This is a genomic window from Rhodospirillaceae bacterium (assembly GCA_028819475.1).
Classification (GTDB): domain Bacteria; phylum Pseudomonadota; class Alphaproteobacteria; order Bin65; family Bin65; genus Bin65.
Genome location: JAPPLJ010000002.1, coordinates 57,184 through 77,332 on the forward strand (window position 1 = coordinate 57,184; position 20,149 = coordinate 77,332).

The 20,149-nt window shown below is 69.6% G+C and carries 22 protein-coding genes and 1 pseudogene; 9 read left to right on the plus strand and 14 right to left on the minus strand.

Annotated features, from left to right (window positions below; genetic code table 11):
• Nucleotides 1–7 precede the first annotated feature (7 nt).
• From sdhD to OXM58_00720, 6 genes are all read right to left on the minus strand, one after another.
• Complete coding sequence (gene sdhD / locus OXM58_00695; GenBank protein MDE0146864.1) at nt 8–388, minus strand: succinate dehydrogenase, hydrophobic membrane anchor protein; 381 nt, start codon at nt 386–388, stop codon at nt 8–10.
• A complete protein-coding gene (gene sdhC, locus OXM58_00700) occupies nt 385–798 on the minus strand; it encodes a succinate dehydrogenase, cytochrome b556 subunit (GenBank protein ID MDE0146865.1) in 414 nt (137 codons plus the stop codon). The genes sdhD and sdhC overlap by 4 nt, the downstream gene beginning before the upstream one ends.
• Nucleotides 799–974: 176 nt before the next feature.
• Nucleotides 975–1,394, minus strand: a complete 420-nt coding sequence (locus tag OXM58_00705) for a type II toxin-antitoxin system VapC family toxin (GenBank protein ID MDE0146866.1) — start codon at nt 1,392–1,394, stop codon at nt 975–977.
• The gene (locus OXM58_00710; protein MDE0146867.1) at nt 1,391–1,642 is read right to left on the minus strand and encodes a plasmid stability protein stbC; all 252 of its coding nucleotides are present in this window, start codon (nt 1,640–1,642) and stop codon (nt 1,391–1,393) included. The genes OXM58_00705 and OXM58_00710 overlap by 4 nt, the downstream gene beginning before the upstream one ends.
• Before the next feature lie 140 nt (nt 1,643–1,782).
• Nucleotides 1,783–2,832 carry a MaoC family dehydratase gene (locus OXM58_00715; protein ID MDE0146868.1) on the minus strand — a complete coding sequence of 350 codons (1,050 nt, stop codon included), beginning with the start codon at nt 2,830–2,832 and terminating at the stop codon, nt 1,783–1,785.
• A 214-nt stretch (nt 2,833–3,046) separates the two neighbouring features.
• Complete coding sequence (locus OXM58_00720) at nt 3,047–3,676, minus strand: TlpA disulfide reductase family protein (protein MDE0146869.1); 630 nt, start codon at nt 3,674–3,676, stop codon at nt 3,047–3,049.
• Nucleotides 3,677–3,694: 18 nt separating this feature from the next.
• Here OXM58_00720 and argH point away from each other — a divergent pair, with 18 nt between their 5' ends.
• From argH to OXM58_00740, 4 genes are all read left to right on the plus strand, one after another.
• On the plus strand, nt 3,695–5,101 hold the full coding sequence (argH, locus tag OXM58_00725; protein MDE0146870.1) for an argininosuccinate lyase: 1,407 nt from the start codon (nt 3,695–3,697) through the stop codon (nt 5,099–5,101).
• A gap of 14 nt (nt 5,102–5,115) precedes the next feature.
• A complete protein-coding gene (locus tag OXM58_00730; GenBank protein ID MDE0146871.1) occupies nt 5,116–5,292 on the plus strand; it encodes a hypothetical protein in 177 nt (58 codons plus the stop codon).
• A gap of 96 nt (nt 5,293–5,388) precedes the next feature.
• On the plus strand, nt 5,389–6,684 hold the full coding sequence (gene lysA / locus OXM58_00735; protein MDE0146872.1) for a diaminopimelate decarboxylase: 1,296 nt from the start codon (nt 5,389–5,391) through the stop codon (nt 6,682–6,684).
• 20 nt (nt 6,685–6,704) lie between these two features.
• A complete protein-coding gene (locus tag OXM58_00740) occupies nt 6,705–9,185 on the plus strand; it encodes a DUF4175 family protein (protein ID MDE0146873.1) in 2,481 nt (826 codons plus the stop codon).
• 22 nt (nt 9,186–9,207) lie between these two features.
• On the opposite strand, the gene OXM58_00745 is transcribed toward OXM58_00740, so the two are convergent.
• Nucleotides 9,208–9,687, minus strand: a complete 480-nt coding sequence (locus OXM58_00745) for a zinc-ribbon domain-containing protein (protein MDE0146874.1) — start codon at nt 9,685–9,687, stop codon at nt 9,208–9,210.
• Between the two features lie 260 nt (nt 9,688–9,947).
• Between OXM58_00745 and ftsE the strand changes: the two genes are divergently transcribed.
• The 4 genes from ftsE to OXM58_00765 are packed head-to-tail and all read left to right on the plus strand — an operon-like array spanning nt 9,948 to nt 12,943.
• Nucleotides 9,948–10,658, plus strand: a complete 711-nt coding sequence (gene ftsE / locus OXM58_00750; GenBank protein MDE0146875.1) for a cell division ATP-binding protein FtsE — start codon at nt 9,948–9,950, stop codon at nt 10,656–10,658.
• Complete coding sequence (locus tag OXM58_00755; GenBank protein ID MDE0146876.1) at nt 10,652–11,536, plus strand: hypothetical protein; 885 nt, start codon at nt 10,652–10,654, stop codon at nt 11,534–11,536. Before ftsE ends, OXM58_00755 begins: the two co-directional genes overlap by 7 nt.
• Before the next feature lie 4 nt (nt 11,537–11,540).
• Entirely contained in the window at nt 11,541–12,212 is a 672-nt protein-coding gene (locus tag OXM58_00760) for a YdcF family protein (GenBank protein ID MDE0146877.1), read from the plus strand.
• Nucleotides 12,209–12,943: a lysophospholipid acyltransferase family protein gene (locus OXM58_00765; GenBank protein ID MDE0146878.1), complete on the plus strand. Its 735-nt coding sequence runs from the start codon at nt 12,209–12,211 to the stop codon at nt 12,941–12,943. The genes OXM58_00760 and OXM58_00765 overlap by 4 nt, the downstream gene beginning before the upstream one ends.
• On the opposite strand, the gene OXM58_00770 is transcribed toward OXM58_00765, so the two are convergent.
• Entirely contained in the window at nt 12,940–13,401 is a 462-nt protein-coding gene (locus tag OXM58_00770; protein ID MDE0146879.1) for a MarR family winged helix-turn-helix transcriptional regulator, read from the minus strand. The genes OXM58_00765 and OXM58_00770 overlap by 4 nt on opposite strands.
• Before the next feature lie 132 nt (nt 13,402–13,533).
• Here OXM58_00770 and OXM58_00775 point away from each other — a divergent pair, with 132 nt between their 5' ends.
• A complete protein-coding gene (locus OXM58_00775) occupies nt 13,534–14,427 on the plus strand; it encodes an MBL fold metallo-hydrolase (GenBank protein MDE0146880.1) in 894 nt (297 codons plus the stop codon).
• Between the two features lie 84 nt (nt 14,428–14,511).
• Here the strand turns inward: OXM58_00775 and OXM58_00780 are convergent, their stop codons facing one another.
• The 6 genes and pseudogenes from OXM58_00780 to rnhA form a co-directional block, all read right to left on the minus strand.
• Nucleotides 14,512–15,492 carry an ABC transporter substrate-binding protein gene (locus tag OXM58_00780; GenBank protein ID MDE0146881.1) on the minus strand — a complete coding sequence of 327 codons (981 nt, stop codon included), beginning with the start codon at nt 15,490–15,492 and terminating at the stop codon, nt 14,512–14,514.
• A 489-nt stretch (nt 15,493–15,981) separates the two neighbouring features.
• On the minus strand, nt 15,982–16,224 hold the full coding sequence (locus OXM58_00785; GenBank protein ID MDE0146882.1) for a DUF433 domain-containing protein: 243 nt from the start codon (nt 16,222–16,224) through the stop codon (nt 15,982–15,984).
• A 190-nt stretch (nt 16,225–16,414) separates the two neighbouring features.
• The gene (locus OXM58_00790) at nt 16,415–17,854 is read right to left on the minus strand and encodes an MFS transporter (protein MDE0146883.1); all 1,440 of its coding nucleotides are present in this window, start codon (nt 17,852–17,854) and stop codon (nt 16,415–16,417) included.
• Between the two features lie 24 nt (nt 17,855–17,878).
• The gene (locus OXM58_00795; GenBank protein ID MDE0146884.1) at nt 17,879–19,123 is read right to left on the minus strand and encodes a nucleoside:proton symporter; all 1,245 of its coding nucleotides are present in this window, start codon (nt 19,121–19,123) and stop codon (nt 17,879–17,881) included.
• A gap of 49 nt (nt 19,124–19,172) precedes the next feature.
• Entirely contained in the window at nt 19,173–19,580 is a 408-nt protein-coding gene (locus tag OXM58_00800) for a VOC family protein (protein ID MDE0146885.1), read from the minus strand.
• Between the two features lie 84 nt (nt 19,581–19,664).
• Nucleotides 19,665–20,132, minus strand: a pseudogene (gene rnhA / locus OXM58_00805) (ribonuclease HI).
• Nucleotides 20,133–20,149: the final 17 nt, after the last annotated feature.

Below are 20,149 nucleotides of genomic sequence, written 5' to 3' on the forward strand. Positions count from 1 at the left end.
GCCTCGCCTATCCCCCGAACGCCAGCATGAGCACGGAAACGATCCCGATGCCGCCGAACAGCAGGGCGGCGAGCTTCACGAAGACGATCAGGCCGATCTTCCAGCCCTCGTTATGGACATAGTCCTCGATCACGACCTGGAGGCCGAGCTGGCCGTGGTGGAAGGCGGCCAGGATCGTCAGGACCAGCAGCCCGGCGGTGACCGGGTTGCCGAGCCAGTCCGCGATCGCGCCGCGGTCGGCGCCGGCCAGCATCAGGATGCTGACCACGATCCAGACCGTCAGCGGCACCAGCGCGATGGCGGTGACCCGCTGGGCCCACCAGTGATGCGTCCCTTCCTTCGCGCTGCCGAGGCCGCGGACCCGGCCGAGCGGGGTCCGGAAGCTCATGCCGGCGCTCCCGCGGGCGTCAGTGCGACGACGGCGGACAGAACGGTGAGCGCGGCGGCGGCGGCCACGACGATCATTCCGCTCGCCCGCGCCGGACCGAGTTCGAGGCCGATTCCGGCGTCCCAGAACAGGTGCCGGATGCCGTTGCACAGGTGGTAGTAGAGCGCGAAGGCCCAGCCGATCAGCAGGACGATGCCGGGCCAGCTCGCCATGACGCCCTGGACCCAGGCGAAATACGCGGCGCTCGAAGCCGCGGCGGCGAGCCACCAGACCAGCAGCAGCGTGCCCGCCGCCAGCGCCACCCCGGTGATCCGGTGAAGGATGGACAGCACCGATGTCCATTGCGGCTTGTAGACCTGGAGATGGGGCGAGAGCGGCCGGTCGCGCCGGGCCGGGGGGTCGGAAGCCATGTGCCATCCGTCTGGGGCGGAAACTGTGACGGGTGTTTATTGCGCCACCGCGCAAGAGAGGCAAGGCGCATGGCCACGGCTTGCGGCGATATTGCGTTGCTGCGGCCGGCGCGCGGCCGTCCCCCGATGGAACAATGGCAACGTGGCGCACCGCGATACGGCGCACCGGCCGCGTCCTACGCCATCCACGGATCGACGGTCTTCAATCCCGCCGCCTCGAACAGGGCGGTGTCCCGCGTCGCCACCATCATGCCGTTGGCCGCGGCGGTCGCCGCAATGTAACCGTCGGACACCGGGATCGTCCGCCCCCCGGACCCCGCCTTCTCCATCAGCGCCGCATAGGCCTGCGAGGCGGCGAGATCGAAGGCCAATACCCGCCCGGCGAACATCGGCAGGACCTGCCCCTCCAGATCCTCGTCCAGCCGGTCCCGGCGGCGGCCGGCCGGCAGCGATCGCACTCCGAAGCGCAGTTCGGCGACGGTGATGGCGGACAGGTACAGCGTTTCCAGCGACTGTGCGTCGAGCCATGCGGCGACGCGCGGCTCCGGAGCCCCGCGCAGCGGCTCCGACACCACGTTGGTGTCGACCAGGATCATTCCAGATCGATCGGCCGGGCCGGCGCGGTATCGCGTTGCGCGAAGCCTGCGAACTCCTCGTCCGTCAACCCGGCGCGCCGGCCGACGGCGGTCAGCAGCGTTCCCAACGTAGCCCGCCCTTCGGGCAGGACCGTTTCCGCCAGGATGGCGCGCACTTCGGCCTCGGTGCTGCGGCCGCGCAGAGCGGCCCGCACGCGCAGGGCGCGATGCACCTCGTCGGGCAGGTTGCGCACGGTCAGAATGGGCATATGCAAATTCCAGTCATGACTTCGTTGCATGCAATTTATCAATATGCATACATCTCTGCAAGCTCGCCGATATGGCCAAGGCTTCGCGGCGGCGCCGGCTCCTCAGCGCCCTGCAGCGGCCGATCATCCTTCGAGGGCAGCTATCGCGGGATCAGCACGGTGTAGTCGAGATCGAGCACGACGCTTTCCGGGTAGCGGCCGTCGCCGTCCCTGTCCGGGAAGCCGGCGCAGGGCGTGTCCTTCGCCGCCACCGTGCGCAGCCGCAGCGCGCCGAGCGCCGCGTTGCCCGGCAGCTCCAGCCGCTCGACGATCTCCGACCAGGCATAGATCGTGTCGCCGGCGAACACCGGGCCGACATGCCGCCCGCCGTTGATCGCGGCGATCCGGAAGCCGTTGGCGAGGCCGTTGAAGCTGAGCGCGCGCGCCACGCTCATGACGTGGCCGCCATAGACCAGCCGCCGGCCGAACCGGCCCTCGCCCTCCGTATGCTGGTTGAAATGCACCTTCGCGGTGTTCTGGTAGAGCCGGGTCGCGGTCGCGTGCTCGGCTTCCTCGATCGTCATGCCGTCGACATGGTCGATCTTCTCGCCCGGCGCATAATCGCCCCAGCGCCAGGCTTCGCCGGAAAGGGCGTCGTCCCAGCCGTCCGGATCGAAGGCGGCGGGAGCCGCCAGCCTGCCCGCCGCAACCGCCCCGGGCAGGTCCGGCACGGCCGCTTCGGGCGCCGGCGCAGACGCATCCCGCTTGCGCACCATGACCCAGCGGACATAGCCGAGCACCCTCGCGCCGCACTGGTTCTCGCCGACGGTGCGGACATAGACGATGCCGGTCTTGCCGTTGGCGTTCTCGCGCAGGCCGATGACCTCGGAGCGGGCCGACAGGCTGTCGCCGGGCCAGACCGGCGCGCCGAACACGCAATCGGCATAGCCCAGGTTGGCGACGGCGTTGAGCGAAATGTCCGGCACCGTCTTGCCGAACACCGTGTGGAACACCAGCAAGTCGTCGAGCGGCGCGCATTCGTAGCCGACGGCTTGCGCGAAGGCATCCGACGACTGCACGGCGAAGCGGCTGCCGGTGAGCGCCGTGTAGAGCGCCGCGTCGCCCGCCGTCAGCGTGCGCGGCGTGGCGTGCCGGATGCGCTGGCCGACGCGGAAATCCTCGAAGAAGTTGCCGGGGTTCGTCTTGTTCATGGGGGCTGGTTTGCACCTGCTTGCGTTCGGGTCGAAAATCGGCGGAACCGTGCAAATAACACAATCCGTCATATCGACCGTAGCCCCGGACCTGATCCGGGGCGAAGCGGAGATATCTTTCCGGCGCGGCGCAAAGTCCGGGGCGCACTGCCGGAAAGATTTCTCCACTCACTCCGTTCGGTCGAAATGACGGTACGGGAAGGGGCGGGCGGGCTCAGCTGCCGGGCCGGGCAATATAGAAGCGCAGGAAGGCCTTCGCCTGCGGCGAATCCCACGCCGCGGGGCCGAGCAGGTAGCCGACGATCCGGTGCCTGCGGTCGAGCAGGAAGGTCGCCGGCAGGCCGCTGACGCCGAGGCGGCGGGCGGTCTTCCAGCGCGAGTCGAGCAGGATCGGCAGGTGCCTGTAGCCCTGCTCCTGCCAGAACGGCCCGACCGCCGCCATGCCCTTGCGGTCGAGCGAGACGGTGAGCACGGCGAATTCCGGCCCGCCCAGCGCCGCCTGCAGCCGGTCCAGAGTCGGCATCTCGTGGATGCAGGGGGCGCACCAGGTCGCCCAGAAGTTGACCAGCAGAACCTTGCCCCTGTAGCGCGCCATGGTGACCGGCCGGCCCTCCGCGTCGGCGAACGGGCCGAACTGCACGGCGCGCGGCTCCTTCAGGAAGACGAAGGCGCGGGCCGTTCCGCTGAAGGGCGGCGGTTCGGCAGACGCCTTGGCGGCGCGTTTCGGCCCCGGCGCTGCGTCGGCGGCCGGCGGCGGAGCGGCGGCGGCGAGCGCCAGCAGGATGGCGGCCACCAGCCCGAAGATCCGCTTCCCGGAGAGCTGTTCCGTTGTCCGTTTCCGCATCGCGCCTAACTCCCGCCCATGTCCGAACCGAAGACCAATACCCTGTGGGGCGGCCGCTTCGCCGCCGGACCCGACGCCCTGATGGAGGCGATCAACGCCTCGATCAGCTTCGACCGGCGCCTGTATGCCTGCGATATCGCCGGGTCGAAGGCCCATGCGGCGATGCTCGCCGATTGCGGCATCATATCGAAGGAAGATGCGGCGGCAATCGGGCAGGGGCTCGACACGATCCTTCAAGAGATCGAGAGCGGCCGCTTCGAATTCAGCGCGGCGCTGGAAGACATCCACATGAATATCGAGGCGCGGCTCGCCGAGCTGATCGGCCCGGCGGCCGGCCGGCTGCACACCGCGCGCTCGCGCAACGACCAGGTGGCGACGGACCTGCGCCTCTGGGTGCGCGACGCCATCGACGGCCTGGACGCCGACCTGAACGGCCTGCAATCGGCCCTGATCGACAGGGCCGAGGCCCATGCCGATACGGTCATGCCCGGCTTCACCCATCTGCAATCGGCCCAGCCGGTGACCTTCGGGCACCACATGCTGGCCTATGCCGCCATGTTCGGGCGCGACCGGGCGCGGCTTGCCGATGCGCGGGGGCGGGTCAACGAATCGCCGCTCGGCGCCGCGGCGCTCGCGGGCACCGCCTTCCCGATCGACCGGGCGCAGACCGCCGCCGCGCTGGGCTTCGACCGGCCGATGGCCAATTCGCTCGACGCGGTCTCGGCGCGCGATTTCGCGCTCGAATTCCTCGCCGCCTGCGCGATCTGCGCCACCCATCTGTCGCGCCTGGCCGAGGAGATCGTCATCTGGTCGAGCGCGCAGTTCGGCTTCATCGGCCTGTCCGACAGTTTCTCCACCGGCAGTTCGATCATGCCGCAGAAGCGCAATCCGGACGCCGCGGAGCTCGTGCGCGCCAAGGCCGGCCGGATCGTCGGCGCGCTGACCGGCCTGGCGGTCGTCATGAAGAGCCTGCCGCTCGCCTATTCCAAGGACATGCAGGAAGACAAGGAGCCGGTGTTCGACGCCGCCGACAGCCTCGCGGTCTGCGTCCGGGCGACGGCCGGCATGATCCGGGAAATGACGGTGAACGGGGACAGGCTGCTGGCGGCGGCCGGCGCCGGCTTCGCAACCGCGACCGATCTGGCGGACTGGCTGGTGCGGGAGCTCGGCCTGCCGTTCCGCGACGCGCACCGGACGACCGGCGCCCTGGTGAAGCTGGCCGAGGCGCGCGGCGTCGGTCTCGACGGCCTGACCCTCGACGAGATGCAGGGCGTCGAGCCGCGGGTGACGGGGGCTGTCTTCGACGTGCTGACGGTGCAATATTCCGTCGCCAGCCGGACGTCGTCCGGCGGCACCGCGCCGGACAATGTCCGGGCGGCAGCAGTTGCCGCGCGCGCCGCTCTGGCCGGGCGCGGCAACCCGTGACGGGAGACAGCCGCATGGTCCGGGTCTTGACGCTACTGCTGGCCGCCGGCGTTCTCGGATTCGCCCTGGCGGCGTGCGGCAAGAAGGACGATCCGCGGGCCGCCACCGGGGTCGACCGCTATCCGGCGGGATACCCCGCGGGCGCACCCGCCGGCCGGGCAACGATTTTCCGGAAACCCGGCCCGGAATAGAGCCGCCGTCCGGCAGCGCCCGCTGACCGCCGACGCCATCCCCGCCCGGCGCTGTCCACTGAGGCTCCGCCGGGCGCCAACTGCGGATATCACCCAATGACCGATCGAGTCCCGTCGCCCGATTTCAGCTATGCCGGCGGGACCCTCTGCGCCGAAGCCCTGCCGCTGTCCGGTATCGCGGCGGACGTCGGCACGCCTTTCTACTGCTATTCGCTGGCCGGCCTCACCCGCAGCTACCGGGCGCTGGAGGCGGCGCTCGCCGGGCTGCCGGCCACGATCTGCTACGCCCTGAAGGCCAACTCCAACCAGGCGGTCATCGCGGCCTTCGCCGGGCTGGGCGCCGGCGCCGACGTCGTGTCGGGCGGCGAACTGCGCCGGGCGCTTGCCGCGGGCGTTCCGGCCGGCCGGATCGTGTTTTCCGGCGTCGGCAAGACCCAAGAGGAAATCGCCCTGGCGCTGCGCTCCGGCATCCTCCAGCTCAACGTCGAATCGGAAGCGGAACTCGATCTGATCTCCGCCGTCGCCGCCGGGGTCGGCGTCACGGCGCGGGTCTCCCTGCGCATCAATCCCGATGTCGATGCCCGGACCCACGACAAGATCTCGACCGGCCGCAAGCAGGACAAGTTCGGCATCGCGATCGACCGGACGCTGCCGGCCTACGCCCGGGCCGCGGAGTTGCCGAACCTGACGCCGTCCGGCCTCGCCATGCATATCGGCTCGCAACTGCTGAGCCTCGCGCCCTACCGGGCGGCGTTCGGCCGCCTGGCCGGACAGGTCCGCGCGCTACGCGCCGCCGGGCATGGCGTGATAAGCCTCGATCTCGGCGGCGGCGTCGGCATCACCTACCGGGACGAGGCGCCGCCGCGCTTCGAGGACTATGCCGCGGTGGTGCGCGAAACGGTCGGCGGCCTGGGATGCGAACTGATGTTCGAGCCGGGCCGGTCGATGGTCGGCAATGCCGGCGTCCTGGTGGCGCGGGTCCTCTACCTGAAGGATGGCGGCCTCCGGCCGGTCGCGGTGGTCGATGCCGCGATGAACGATCTGGCCCGCCCGGCCATGTATGGCGCCTATCATGCGATCGTGCCGGTGACGCAGCCTCAAAATAGCCCAGATTGTGTGGAAACGGATGTCGTCGGGCCGATCTGCGAAAGCGGCGACACCTTCGCCGTCGCCCGCAGCCTGCCGCCGCTGGCGCCCGGAGATCTGGTGGCATTCGGGTCGGCAGGGGCGTATGGTTCGGTGATGTCGTCGGCCTACAACAGCCGTCCGCCGGCGCCGGAGGTTCTGGTGAGCGGCGAGCGGTACGCGGTCGTGCGGGCGCGGCAGACGGTCGACGACCTGATCCGGCAGGAGGCGGTGCCGGATTGGCTGGAGCCGCCGGAAGGAGCCTGAAGGAGCCGGAAGGAGAGGGTATGGGCGCTTCGGACAAGGGCTGGAAAAGACCGGCCGGGAACGCGGAACGCGAACCCGGCTACGGGTTCCGGACCGCGCTGTCCTGGCTGGCGCTCGCCTGGGAGCGGCTGTGGCCGCGCTTCTGGACGGCCGCCGCCGCCGCCTTCCTGTTCGCCGCCGTTGTCCTGCTCGATGTCCTGCCCTTGCTGCCCGGCTGGCTTCACGTCGCCGTCCTCGCCGCTTTCGGCCTTGGTTTCTGTCTGGCCCTGGCCCACGGATTTCGCCGCCTGCGCCTGCCCGGCGCATGGGCCGCCCGGCGGCGGCTGGAACGCACCAGCGGCCTGGCGCACCGGCCGCTCACGACGACCCGGGACCGTCTTGCCGTCGGGTCCGGCGATGCGTTCTCCGAGGCGCTCTGGCGGCGCCATCGCGAGCGGGCGCGCGCGGCGCTCGAGCATCTGCGCGTCGGGCCGCCGCGGCCGCGGATCGCCCGGCGCGACCCGTTCGCCCTGCGCGGCCTCGCCGCCATTCTGCTGGCCCTCGGCCTGACTGCCGGCTGGAACGATCCGGCCGACCGGTTCGCCCGGGCGTTCCTGCCCGATTTCGAGGGCGGCGTCGCCGCACCGGTGACGGTCGAAGCCTGGGTCACGCCGCCCGGCTATACGGGCCGGCAGCCGCGCATGATCACCCAGGCGCATGACGGCAAGCCCATCGTCGTCCCGATGCATTCGAAACTGCTGCTGCAGTTCCGCGGCGGAAAGGGCCGCCCGGCCATGACGCTGGGCCGCCAGCGCCTCGCCCTGCAGCCGCTCGACCGGGCCGGCTGGCAGGGCGAGATGCTGCTGGAGGAGAGCGGCGACCTGGTCGTCCGCCAGCGCGCGCGCAACGCGGTGCAATGGAAGATCTCGGTGACTCCCGATCTGCCGCCGACCGTGGCATGGGCCGAGGATCCCGAAGTCACCCGGCGCCAGAACATCCGTCTGGATTACAAGGCCGGGGACGATCATGGCGTCAGCAAGGTCCGCGTCTACATCGCCCGGGCCGGCGAAACGGACGTCATGGCGATCGAGGCGCCGGTCGCCGGCGGCAAGAAGGTCGCCGGACGGCTGTACAAGGACCTGACGCCCCATCGCTGGGCCGGCCTCGACGTGTCCATGCTGTTCGAGACCGAAGACGATCTCGGCCAGCGCGGGCGCAGCAAATTCAGGGACATGACGCTGCCGGAGCGGATTTTCCGCCATCCCGTCGCCCGGGCCATCATCGCCCAGCGCAAGATCCTGACCCTCGAGCCGGAAAAGCTCGACCAGGTCGTGGCGGTCCTGGGCCATATCGCCGACCAGCGCAGCGAGTTCAACAACGATCCCGTGGTCTATCTGGCGCTGCGCGCCGCTCAGAGCCGGCTGATCCTCGGTTCGCGGCACGACGGCCGCGACGACACGGCGATCGCGCAGAGCCGCGCCGCCGCGATCCGGTCGGTCCAGGCGATCCTGTGGGAGACCGCGCTGCGCATCGACAAGGGCGAGACCGTGGCGTCCGAGCGGGAACTGGCGCGGATTCACGAAAAGCTGATGGAACTGCTGTCGCGGCGGGACATCAGGGACGAGGAACTGAAGCGGCTGCTCGACGAGCTGCGCCGCTCGATGAAGGAATATATGGACGCCCTGCGCCGCGAAGCGGAACGCAATCCGGGGCAGTTCAGCCAGCAGTTTCCCGTCAACCCGGATCGCCGTCTCACCGAGCAGGACGTCAAGCGGATGCTCGAATCCATGCGAGACATGCTGCGCGACGGCGACAAGGACGCCCTGCGCCGCATGCTCTCGCAGCTGCGCGAGATGATGCAGAACCTGCGCACCGGGCAGCGGGGCCGGCAGCACGCCGATCCCAACAATCCGGCGCGGCTGATGCTGCGCGACCTCAACAACCTGATTCGCCGGCAGCAGCAGTTGATGGACGAGAGCTTCCGCCGCGGACAGGAGGGCCGGAACGGCGGCGAGCGCGAGCGCGAGGCCGACCGCGACGCGGCCCGCCGCCAGGGCGAACTGCGCCGGCAACTGGGCGACCTGATGCGCCGGCTGGGCGAGATGACCGGCAAGGTTCCCGAGAATTTCGGCAAGGCGGAAGGCGAGATGCGCCGGGCGGAGCGCGATCTGGGGCGCGGCCGGCCGGGCCGGGCGGTCGGCCCGCAGGGCCGGGCGTTGCGCGAACTTTCGCGCGGCATGAGCCAGGCGATGCGCCGCCTCGGCCGGCAATTCGGCTTCGGACCGGGCCGGGGCCAGCGCTACAGGGGGGACCGGAACCGGCGGTACGGCCCTGACCGCGACCCGCTGGGCCGCCGCATGGACGGGATGGGGTCGTACGACCAGAACGATGTCAAGGTGCCCACCGAGGCCGAGCGCAAGCGGGCCAGCGAAATCCTGCGCGAACTGCGCAAGCGGTCCGGCGAAAGCGGGCGGCCGAAGCTGGAACGCGACTATATCGAGCGATTGCTGAAGCGGTTCTGAGCCGCCGGGCCGGCAAGCCGGGCTAGTCTTTCGGGAGCGCCTGCCGGAAATTTCTGTATGGCGTTACCGGGATGCCGAGCGATTCGTAGTGGCGCGCCGATTCCGGCCACCGGGAAACGATGATACTGCGAAACTGGTAGCTGCCGAGCAGGACCACGGCGATGACCGCGAGCAACACGAGCGAGAACAACCGGCCCGGCCGCCGTGTGCGCGGCCGCGCCGCGGGAACGCGCCGCGCGGGCGGAGGCTGTCCCCGGTCCTCCGGGCCGCCGGCGGCATCCTGTCTTTCCTTCCCGGCGTCTCCGGCGTCTCCCGCGTCTCCCGTGTCTTCGGTGTCTCCGGCGTCGGGGCCCGGCGCCGCAAAGGTGCGCACCGCCGGCTTGCCAGGTTCCTGCCGCCATTCGTGGCCGCAGGCGCCGCACCGCACCGTGCGGCCGGCCGATCCCAGGGCGGCCGGATCGACGAGGAACCGCGTCGAACAATTCGGGCAGCTGAGTATCATCGCCGGGGTTTCGGTTCGCCGCTCCTGTTCATCCCGTTTGACCGGCCCGTTTGACCGGCTTGGTTGACCAGCCCGGTTGACTGGATCGCGCCGCCGCTGATAGGCGTCGTGGCAGCGCCGGTAACATGGGTTTCGGGTGACGGTATGGAAGGCGGGCTTTGCCGTAGCAGGACCGGCGGGTCAAGCGCCAAGCCGTCCGCAGGGGCGGTTCCGCAGCCGGGCCGGCGGGCAAACGGGCCCGGAGACTGAAGGGCATTTCGTTGAGAACCGATCTCTTCGATGGCGAGAAACCGGTCGTGCGGTTCGATCAGGTGGGTATGCGCTACGGCGCCGGGGACGAAGTGCTCCGCGATATCGCCTTCAGCCTGGAACCCGGCAGCTTCCATTTCCTGACCGGCGAAAGCGGGGCCGGCAAATCCACCCTGATGCGCCTGATCTACCTGTCCCTCCGGCCGACCCGCGGCCTGGTGCATCTGTTCGGCCGCGACGTCGCGACCCTGCCGCGCGACAAGGTCCCCGCCATGCGCCGGCGCATCGGGGTCGTCTACCAGGATTTCCAGCTGCTCGACCACATGACGGCGATCGACAATGTCGCCCTGCCCCTGCGCGTCGCCGGTGCGCGCGGCCCGGATGTCAAAAAGCATGTCTCCGAACTGCTGCGGTGGGTCGGCCTCGGCGAACGGCTGGGCGCGAAACCGCCGACGCTGTCCGGCGGCGAGCAGCAGCGCGTCGCCATCGCGCGTGCGGTGATCAACCAGCCCGACCTGCTGCTCGCCGACGAACCGACCGGGAATGTGGACGACAATATCGGCGTCCGCCTGATCCAGCTGTTCGAGGAATTGAACAGGATGGGCACGACGGTCATCATCGCGACCCATAATTTCGGGCTGGTCGACCGGTTCCGGTATCCCAGGCTGGATCTGGAGGATGGCGCCCTGAGGATAATCCGGGGCCAGAGGCCGCCGTGCTGATCCGCCGCCAGACCGATATCCCCTTCGATCAGGATCCCGCCGGCAGGCTCTTGCCCTGGATCGTGGCGATCATGATCTACCTGTCCGGCGTCGCCATCGCGGGCGCGATCGCCCTGAACGGGCTGGTATCGACCTGGTCGTCGGGCCTGAGCGGCGCGCTGACCATCCAGATACCGGCGGGGCCGGACTCGCCGCATGCGCAGCAGCAGGCCGGCGCCGTGCTCGCCCTGGTGCGGAAAGCGCCCGGAGTCGAACAGGCCCGGCGCCTGCCGCGGCAGGACATGCTCCGCCTCCTGCGTCCCTGGCTGGGCGAGGACGCGGGCGCCGGCGACCTGCCGCTGCCGATCCTGATCGAGGTGCATGCGGCGCCGGGCGCCGCCATCGATACCGCGGCCCTGTCGGCGAAGGTCGCCGCGGCGGCGCCCGGCGCGGTTACGGAGAACCACGCCCGCTGGGCCGGACCGCTGATCGGCCTCGCCCGGTCGATCTGGCTGGTCGCGCTGCTCGTCGTCGCCCTTATCGGGCTGGCGACGGTCATCACCGTCGTCTTCGCGACGCGCACCGGGCTGCGCATCCACCGGCGGGTCATCGGCCTGCTGCACCTGATCGGAGCCCATGACCGCTATATCGCGCGCCAGTTCGAACGCCAGGCGCTGTGGCTCAGCCTGCAGGGCGCGATCATCGGCATCGTCTTTGCCATCGGAACGGTCTTCGGGATCGCCGATCTGGCCGGCAAGATCGAACTGGAGCCGGCGGCCGGCGCCATCTTCACGCCGGGCCAATGGGCCATTTTCGCCTGCGTGCCGGTCGTGGCGGCGCTGGTTGCGCTGCTGACCGCCCGGATTACCGTGTTGCGAACACTCCGGCGCATGACGTGACGCGATGAACCGGCACGCCATGACGCCCGTGGACCGGAGCCGGGCGTTTCCGCACAAACGGCGCAAGCCGTGGCGCGCGCTCCGCTGGTTCGCCGCAATTTGCGCGCTGGCGGCGCTGCTCTGGCTCGCCGGGCTGGGCTGGTTCGGCTTCACCATGCCGCAAACGCCGGCCGACGGCCGGACGAAGACGGATGCCATCGTCGTCCTGACCGGGGGCTCGGGGCGGCTTGCCGAAGGCATCCGGCTGCTCGCAGCCGGTGCGGCGCCGGTTCTGTTCGTATCCGGCGTCGATCCGAGAGTCGACAAACAGTCGGTACTGCGCGGCGCCGGCGGCGCGCCGGAAGAGGTGCACGACCGGATCGTGCTCGGCTTCCGGGCCGAGCATACCCAAGGCAACGCGGACGAGACCGCCCTGTGGGCGCGTGCGCAAAAGCTGAAGTCGCTGCGCCTGGTGACGGCCAACTACCATATGCGGCGCAGCCTGCTCGAACTGCGCAGCGCCCTGCCGGGCTCCCGCATCGTCGCGCATCCCGTTTTCCCGCCGGCAGTGTCGCGCGGGCAATGGTGGCGCAGCGTCCGCGGCGTCGCCATCGTCAACGCCGAATTCTACAAGTTCGCCGCCGCCCTGATCCGCGTGACCCTGGCGCCGGCCGGGCCGGCCGGGCCGGGCTCATGATCCTGGCCCGCTCGGCGGCCTTTGCGATCGGCTTGTGGCTCGTCACCCTGGCGGCGGGCCTGGCCGGCCTGCTTCTTCTGGCCGCGCCCCGGCGGGCCGTGTACTGCCTTGCGATCGTCTGGGCCCGTGCCGTCCTGTGGCTGCTGCGCGTCGCGGCGGGCATCCGGCACAGGGTCGTCGGAAACGTGCTGCCCGACCGGCACGCCCGCTATATTTTTGCCCTGAAACACCAATCGGCGTGGGAAACCATCGCCTTCCTCGCGATAGCGCCGCCATTTGCCGCCGTGCTTAAGGAAGAGTTGCGGCGGATCCCGGTCTACGGCTGGTTCCTGGGCCGGGCCGGCATGGTGCCGATCCGGCGTTCGGCGCGCGGCGCGGCCCTGAAGCGGATGCTGCGCAGGGCCCGGGGGCTGGTCGACAGCGGACGGCACCTGCTGATCATGCCGGAAGGCACCCGGATACCGCCGGGCCGCACCGGGCGCTATCATCCGGGCGTTTACGCGCTGTACAAGTATCTCGACCTGCCGGTCGTCCCGGTTGCCCACAACGCCGGGCTGTTCTGGCCGCGGAACGGATTTCTCAAGCGGCCGGGGACCATCACGATCGAGTTCCTCGAACCGATCGCGCCCGGCCACGACCGGGAAACCTTCATGGCAACGCTGGAAGACCGGATCGAGACGGCGGCGCGGCGCCTCTACGACGACGGCCGCGTTCAGCAGCAGCCGGCCTAGCGCCCGCCCTGCTGGAGCACGTTGTTGCGCATGCGCTTGAGCAGGGCGAGCAGGGTCCGCCGTTCCTGGGCGGAAAAGCCGTCCAACGTCGATTCGACGATGCGCAGCACGGCGGGAAAGGCCTCCGCGACCTTGCGGCGGCCGGCCGCGGTGATGCAGACCAGCACGTTGCGCCGGTCGTGCGCCGGCGTCCTGCGCTCGACCAGGCCGTCCCGCGCCATCTGGTCGACGATCCGGCTGAGGTTGGAGCGGTCGATCGCCAGCTTGCCCGAAAGGTAGCTGATATTGTGGCCGTCGCTCTCCTGGAGCACGGCCAGGACCCGCCAGAACATGACCGGGATGCCGAACGGGCGCAGGGCATGGTTGAGCGCCGCAAGGTTTCCGGACTGGATGGTGTAGATGTAGTAGGTCGGAAAGTCCGTAACCGAGAACCGCACGGGCGTCGGGTCGTCGGGCAAAGCTCGGGCCACTCCCTGCATGCTGCCCCGCCGGCGCAAAATTGCGGGTGACATCCGGCCGGGCGGCTTGATACATCGTTATGTGAAATATGGTTGTAATTTCACTTAATCAACCGTCTTCCAGGAGAGACCATGCGCATCGTCATGCTCGGCACGGCCGCCGCCGCGCCCGACCCGGACCGCAACCACTCGGCCATCCTGATCACCGTCCGCGGCCGGCACTACATGTTCGACTGCGGCCACGGCGCGACGCACCAGTTGATCCGCAGCAACGTCAATCCCGGCCATGTCGATACGGTGTTCCTGTCCCACCTGCACTACGACCATGTCGCCGACTTCGCCTTCTTCGTGCTGACCAGCTGGATCACCAACCGGGAGAACGCGCCCGTCGTGGTCGGCCCGCCCGGCACGCGCGGTTTCGTCGAGCACCAGTTCGCCGACGGCGCCTTCGCCAAGGACATCGAGGCGCGGGCCGCCTACAAGAACCGGCAGGGCAACATGCATGTGCTCAAGCCCGACGTGCGGGAATGCGAGCCCGGCGTGGTGTTCGAGGACGATCTGGTCCGGGTCTCGGCCTGCTATGTCGAGCACATCCCGCGGGAAATCTCGCCCTGCTTCGGCCTGCGGCTGGATTCGGTCGACGGCAAGTCGGTGGTCTTCTCGGGCGACACCGCGCCGTGCGAGCGGCTGGTCGAGCTGGCGCAGGGCTGCGACCTGCTGATCCACGAATGCACCTTCCCGGAGAAGGCGCTGGAGTTCCGCCGCAAGGCCAATGTCGGCACCTGGGCCCATACCAGCCCGGTCGAGCTCGGCAAGATCGCCACCGCGTCGCGCTGCAAGAGCCTGGTCGCGACCCACTTCGGCAGCTTCGATACCACCTACCCGGTGCTGCGCGACATGATGTCGGTCCACATGCCGCGCGAACTGATCGGCCCGGCCTTCATGGAGGATGTCGTCGCCGACATCCGCAGGAACTACAGCGGCGAACTCCGCCTCGCCCACGACGGCATGCGCATCGACCTGTGAGCGGCAGGCCCGGCGGGGGGACGGGTACGGTCCCGCCCGGAACCGGGCGCGGGCCGGAGACCGGCCCGGCCCGGCGGGCCGGCGCTATTTGCCGATGAAGTGGTTGGTGAAGAGGTCCTTCAGCGGCACCCTCTTCCGCACGATGCCCTGCGCGACGTAGAAGTCCTGCAGCTTGGCCAGCCGCTGCTCGTTGATTTCGCCGAGTACCTTCTGGCCGGGATAGACGAGGTCGGCGAAGTATTTGAAGACCGCCGTGACATAGCCTTCCTTGCCCTTCCACATGGGCGCCGCCTTGGCGAAATCCTTCGCCGCGCCGGCCGGATTGTCCATGACGTCCTTCATGCCCTTGAGCACGGCGCCGACGAACTTCCTGATCAGCGCCGGATTCGCCGCGATCAGCTTGTCCGACGCCAGCGAGGCCTGGGCCATGTGCGGGAAATAATCTTCGGACTTGATGATCCGGATCTTGATCTTGGCGCCCTGAATCGGCGGGATCCAGTCCGGCACGCAGGCGCAGCCGACCGCCTTGCCCTGGATCACCATGCCCGGCACCGCGCGGGGGCCGACCGCCATGGCGTTGATGTCCTGTACCTTGAGGCCGGCCGCCGCCAGCATGCCGCGCAGGGCGTAATAGGTCGTGTCCTGATACGACATGACGGAGACATTTTTGCCCTTCAGGCCCGCGGGCGTCGTGATGCCGGAGTCCTCGCGCACGACGAGCTGCATGAAGCCGCGGCCGCCGAAGGCGACGACCGAGCGCACCGGGATGCCCTGGGCGCGCACGATGATCGGGCTGTCCGCCAGGCCGCCGCCCATCTCGGCGTTGCCGACGCCGACCTGCTTGGCGACGTCGACGCCGCCCTTGGCCGTGGCGAAGGCGACTTCCAGCCCGGCCGCCTTGAAATAGCCGCGCTGCTTGGCAAGCTGGAGCGGCCCGAAAGAGGGCAGGATCGGCGGCGCCGGGAACAGGTAGGTCATCTTTTCGGCACTCGCCGGGCCGGCCCCGAGTCCGGCGGTCAGGCCGGCGGCGAGCGCGGCGGCGCAGAAGGTGTGCAAGCGGATCATTGTGTTCCTCCCGAAAATGCGTTGCCGGGGCAGCTTCGCATTATTGGCGCGTAGCTGGCAACCGGTGCCAGCCGCCCATTCGAGGGCGGCGCTGCTCTCGGCGGCGCGCCGGCGCTCGATCCGAATCGATTTACCCAACGCGGCGAAGAATGACCTGCCGGACCCCGCCACGATCTGCTGTCGTGAAGCGTCCCTCGAGAGCGATTCCCGTTTCGATCAGCCGCAATACATATGCCGCTACGTCTTCCGGCATGCTCGGAAAGAAACGCAGATACAAGATGCCTGCGGGGACCGGTAGCCCGCGGCGAAACACCAATTCTCCGTAGTCGCGATCGAAGGTGACGATGAGCCGGTTTTCGGCCCGCGCAATCCGAACGACCTCATCGTCCGGAATTCCGGGAGATCGCTCCGAAATCGAAACGACATCGTGTCCGGCCCGCCGAAGAGCCCGGACGCTCGGAAGCGGTATGTTCTCGTTGGCGGGAAACCTCAACCCGCCGCCCGGTCGCTAACGGCAAAAACCTGTTCGTCCCGCGTGCACTCCTGGGCAAAGGCGAACACGGCGCGCAAGGCTTCCTGCGAAACCTGGGGATAGCTCTCCAGAACCGCTTCTTCGGTCCACCCCTCCGCAAACAGGCCGAGAAGGAACTCGACCGATAACCGCGTGCCGCGGACCACCGGTTTGCCAACCAGGATCGACGGATCGCTGCCGATATAGTCGCGCCATTCCACTGCTTCGCCTCCAATCGATGCGGCCGGCCGATCTGCCTGCCCCCGCCGCGGAACCGGCCGTGTTTGCGACAGCCACCGGAACCCGGAGTATTTTACCCGATTTGCCATCGTTGTGCGAGCAACCGGCATGCGCTGCCCGCGGCCGACCGATTGCCACGAGGGGCAGGCAACCGGGGCGGCCCGAAGGACATCACTCGTCGGTACGGATATTCCTGCCGGAACGGCGCCCTGCGGCTCCGGGAAAGACGAACCGGGCGGTCGCGGCCAGGCCGATTACGGCAAACGGAATGGCGGCGGCGAAGACCGCCCTTGCCGCTTCGGCGATTCCGGCCCTGTCCGCCCCGTCGGCGAACCCCGCGGCGTTGGCGACGATCCCGACATAGGCGGCGCCGACCGCATAGCCCAGACGTTGGACGGTCGGCAGGGCGCCGGCCACCCGCTCGGTATCGTCGGCCGGCGCCAGCGCCGTCATCCGGCGCAGCACGAAGGCCCAGGCCATGCCGAACCCGCCCCCCTGCAGGGCGGAGAACGCCGCAATCAGCCAGACCGGGCCGTTGGGCACGCTGTAGAGGAAGCCGGGTATGCTTGCCGCCACGACCAGCATGCCCGCGCCGATCAGCGTCCGGTCGTGCCGCTCCGCCGAGACCGCGACGAGGAGCGCGGCGATCGTCCATCCGATGGACGCGCAGGCCACGATATAGCCCGCGACCAGCGCCGAAGCGCCGTGCAGCAGGACGATGAAGAGCGGCCCGTAGGCCGTCACGCCGATCGTCGCGATGGCCAGGCAGAAGATCATGACCAGGCCCGATCCGACCGGCGCGGCCGGATCGAAGGCGCGGCGCGGGAGCAGCCGGCTTTCGCCGCCGCGGGCGTCCAGGACCAGAAAGGCGGCAAGGGCGGCAATGCCGGCCAGCACGCACGACGCGGTGCGCAGCGGGCCGACTTCGACCCCGCCATAGGCGATCAACACCACACCGGCGGCCAGCAGCAGCAGGCGCGGCGAGAATACGGCGTTTCGCGCCGGGTCCGGCGCCGGCCGCCGGCCGAGCCCTGAACCGAAGCCGGCGCCGAAGCCGATCCAGAGCGACAGCGCAACCGCCTGCGTTGCAAAGAACCAGAACCCGCCGCGCCAGTCGGCATATTCGACGAACAGGCCGCCGATCAGCGGGCCGAGAAAGGCCGACACGCCCCAGAGCGCCGAAACCGCCGCGATGGCCCGGGGAACCAGCGGCCTGGGGAACAGGACGCTCGTCGCGACGAAGGCAAGCGCCATCAGGCCGCCGCCGCCGAGGCCTTGCAGCAGACGCCCCGCCAGAACCACCCACATGGACGGCGCCAGGGCGCTGATCGCGCATCCGGCGGCAAACGCGGCGGCGGCCACGGCCATCGGCAGGCGCACGCCGTACCGGGCCGCCAGCAGGCCGCTCGCGGCGCCGGTCAGAATGGTGCCGATCTCGTACAGCGAGACGGTCCAGCCGATCAGCGCCTCGCCGCCGATCTCCGCGACCAGCGCCGGCAGCATGGTGGCGACGAGCAGGCTGTCGGCGGCGTGGAGCCAGACGCCCGCGCAGACCAGAATCAGGGCGGCGCCGTGGCCGCGGAGAGACAGATCGTCGGAAGACTTGCGCAAGGTCCCGGCCGGGCGCAAACGGCGCTAACCGAGAATGCCGATCACGCAGCCGGTGGCGCTGGTCGCCAGCACGCCGGCGGCGAGGCTCTTCCAGGACAGCGCCAGAATCTCGTTGCGCCGCTCCGGCATCAGCACGGTCAGCCCGCCGACCATGATCCCCAGCCCGCCGAAGTTGGCGAAGCCGCACATGGCGTAAACCAGGATCAGCCGGCTGCGCTCGCCCAGCGTGCCTTCGGGCAGCCGGGCGAGGTCGAGATAGGAGACCAGCTCGTTGAGCACGACCTTGGTCGCCATGAGCTGGGCGGCGTCCCAGCATTCCGCCCAGGGAATCCCCATCAGCCAGCAGAGCGGCGTCATGACGAGGGCGAGGATCTTCTGCAGGGTGACGGCCTCGCCGGCGACATCCGGCAGCAGGGCGAGTACGCCGTTCGCCAGATGAACCAAGGCGACCAGGGCGATCAGCATGGCGACGATCAGGAACAGCATGTTGAGGCCCTGGCGCGCGCCGACGACCAGCGCCTCCATGGCGCTCGACGTCTCGCGCGGCGGCAGGCTCCCGCTGTCCTGCGGCGGCCCGTCCGGCGGCACCATCAGCAGGGCCACGGCGATCGCTGCGGGCGCGCTGATCACCGAAGCGACCAGGATCTGGCCGGCGGCGTTCGGCAGGACCGGCGCCAGAATGCTGGCGTAGAGCACGAAAACGGTGCCGGCGATGGTCGCCATGCCGACGGTCATCAGGACGAACAGTTCGCTGCGGCTGAAATCCTTGAGATAGGGCCGGACGAAGAGCGGCGCCTCGACCATGCCGATGAAGATGTTGGCCGCGCTGCCCAGGCCGACCGCGCCGCCGATGCGGAAGCCGCGCTCCAGCACGAAGCCGATCCCCTTCACGATCCAGGGCAGGATGCGCCAATGGGTGAGCAGCGCGGTCAGCGTGCTGGTCACGATGATGATGGGCAGCGCCTGGAAAGCGAAGACGAACGCCGCGCCGGGGCGGGATTCGGTGAAGGGCAGCGCCCCGCCGCCGATATAGCCGAACACCATGCTGGTGCCCTCGCGCGTCGCTTTTTCCATCGCGGTCACGACATGGCCGAGCGAGGCCACGAGATCGGCGATCAGCGGCACCTTGAGCAGGATGAGCGCGAGCGCAATCTGGAGGCCGATCCCGGCCAGCGCGACCCGCCAGGCGCTGCGCCGCCGCTTCTCCCCGACCGCCCAGGCCAGCGCGAACAGAACGACCAGCCCGAAGGCGCTCTGCAGTTCCGGCATTGTCGATGTCTCCCGAAATTCAGGACCGCGCCACCCGTTCCACCGGCCGCTACATCTCGTCCATCATCGCCCGGATCTCCGCTTCCGGCACCTCGCGGATGCGCTGGCCGAAGATCCAGCGATGGCCTTCCGGGTCTTCGGCGCGGTAGTGGCGTTCGCCGTAGAACCGGTCCTCCGGCGCGGCGGTGATGCGGGCGCCGGCGGCCCTGGCCTGCGCGTGGTGCGCGTCGACATCGTCGACATAGCAGAAGACCTGGCTGTACCAGCCGCCGGCCTTGTTCGGCGTGGTTTGATCGATCTCCGGGAACACGCTGGCCAGCATGACGACATTGCCGCCGAGCGCCAGTTCGGCATGGCCGATCCGCCCGTCCTTCATGGCGTACACCGCGCGCTCGCGGAAACCGAAGGCGCGGACAAGGAAGTCGATGGCCGCCGGAGCATCGGCATAGTTCAGCATGGGGACGATGCGCTGCATCCCCGCCGGGGGATTTTGGATCGGGTTCCGCGCCGCGCCTGGCCGCAGGTCTTCCGGCAGGAAGGGCGCCATGCCCTGCCGCGCCAGTTCGTCGGCGCGCTCGTTGCCCGGGTCGCCGGCATGGCCCTTGACCCAGCGCCAGTCGATACGCCGGGCGCCGTGCAGCGCGTCCAGCGCCTGCCACAGGTCGCGGTTCTTGACCGGCTTGCGCGCCGCCGTCAGCCAGCCGCCGGCCTTCCACTTCGCGATCCAGCGCGTGATGCCGTCCCTGACATAGACGCTGTCGGTATGGAGGGTTGCCGAGCCGCCTTCCGGCACCGCCTTCAGCGCCTCGATGGCGGCCTGCAGTTCCATGCGGTTGTTGGTCGTCTCCGCCGCGCCGCCGCACAGGGTCTCGTCTTCGGCGCCGCCGCGCCGGATCAGCACGCCCCAGCCGCCCGGTCCCGGATTGCCGCTGCACGCTCCGTCGGTATAGAGGTCGAGCCGCGTATCGGCCCGCCCGCCGGTTACTGTTCCGGCCGTCGTTTCCGTCATCCTGGAGGCCCTTTCCC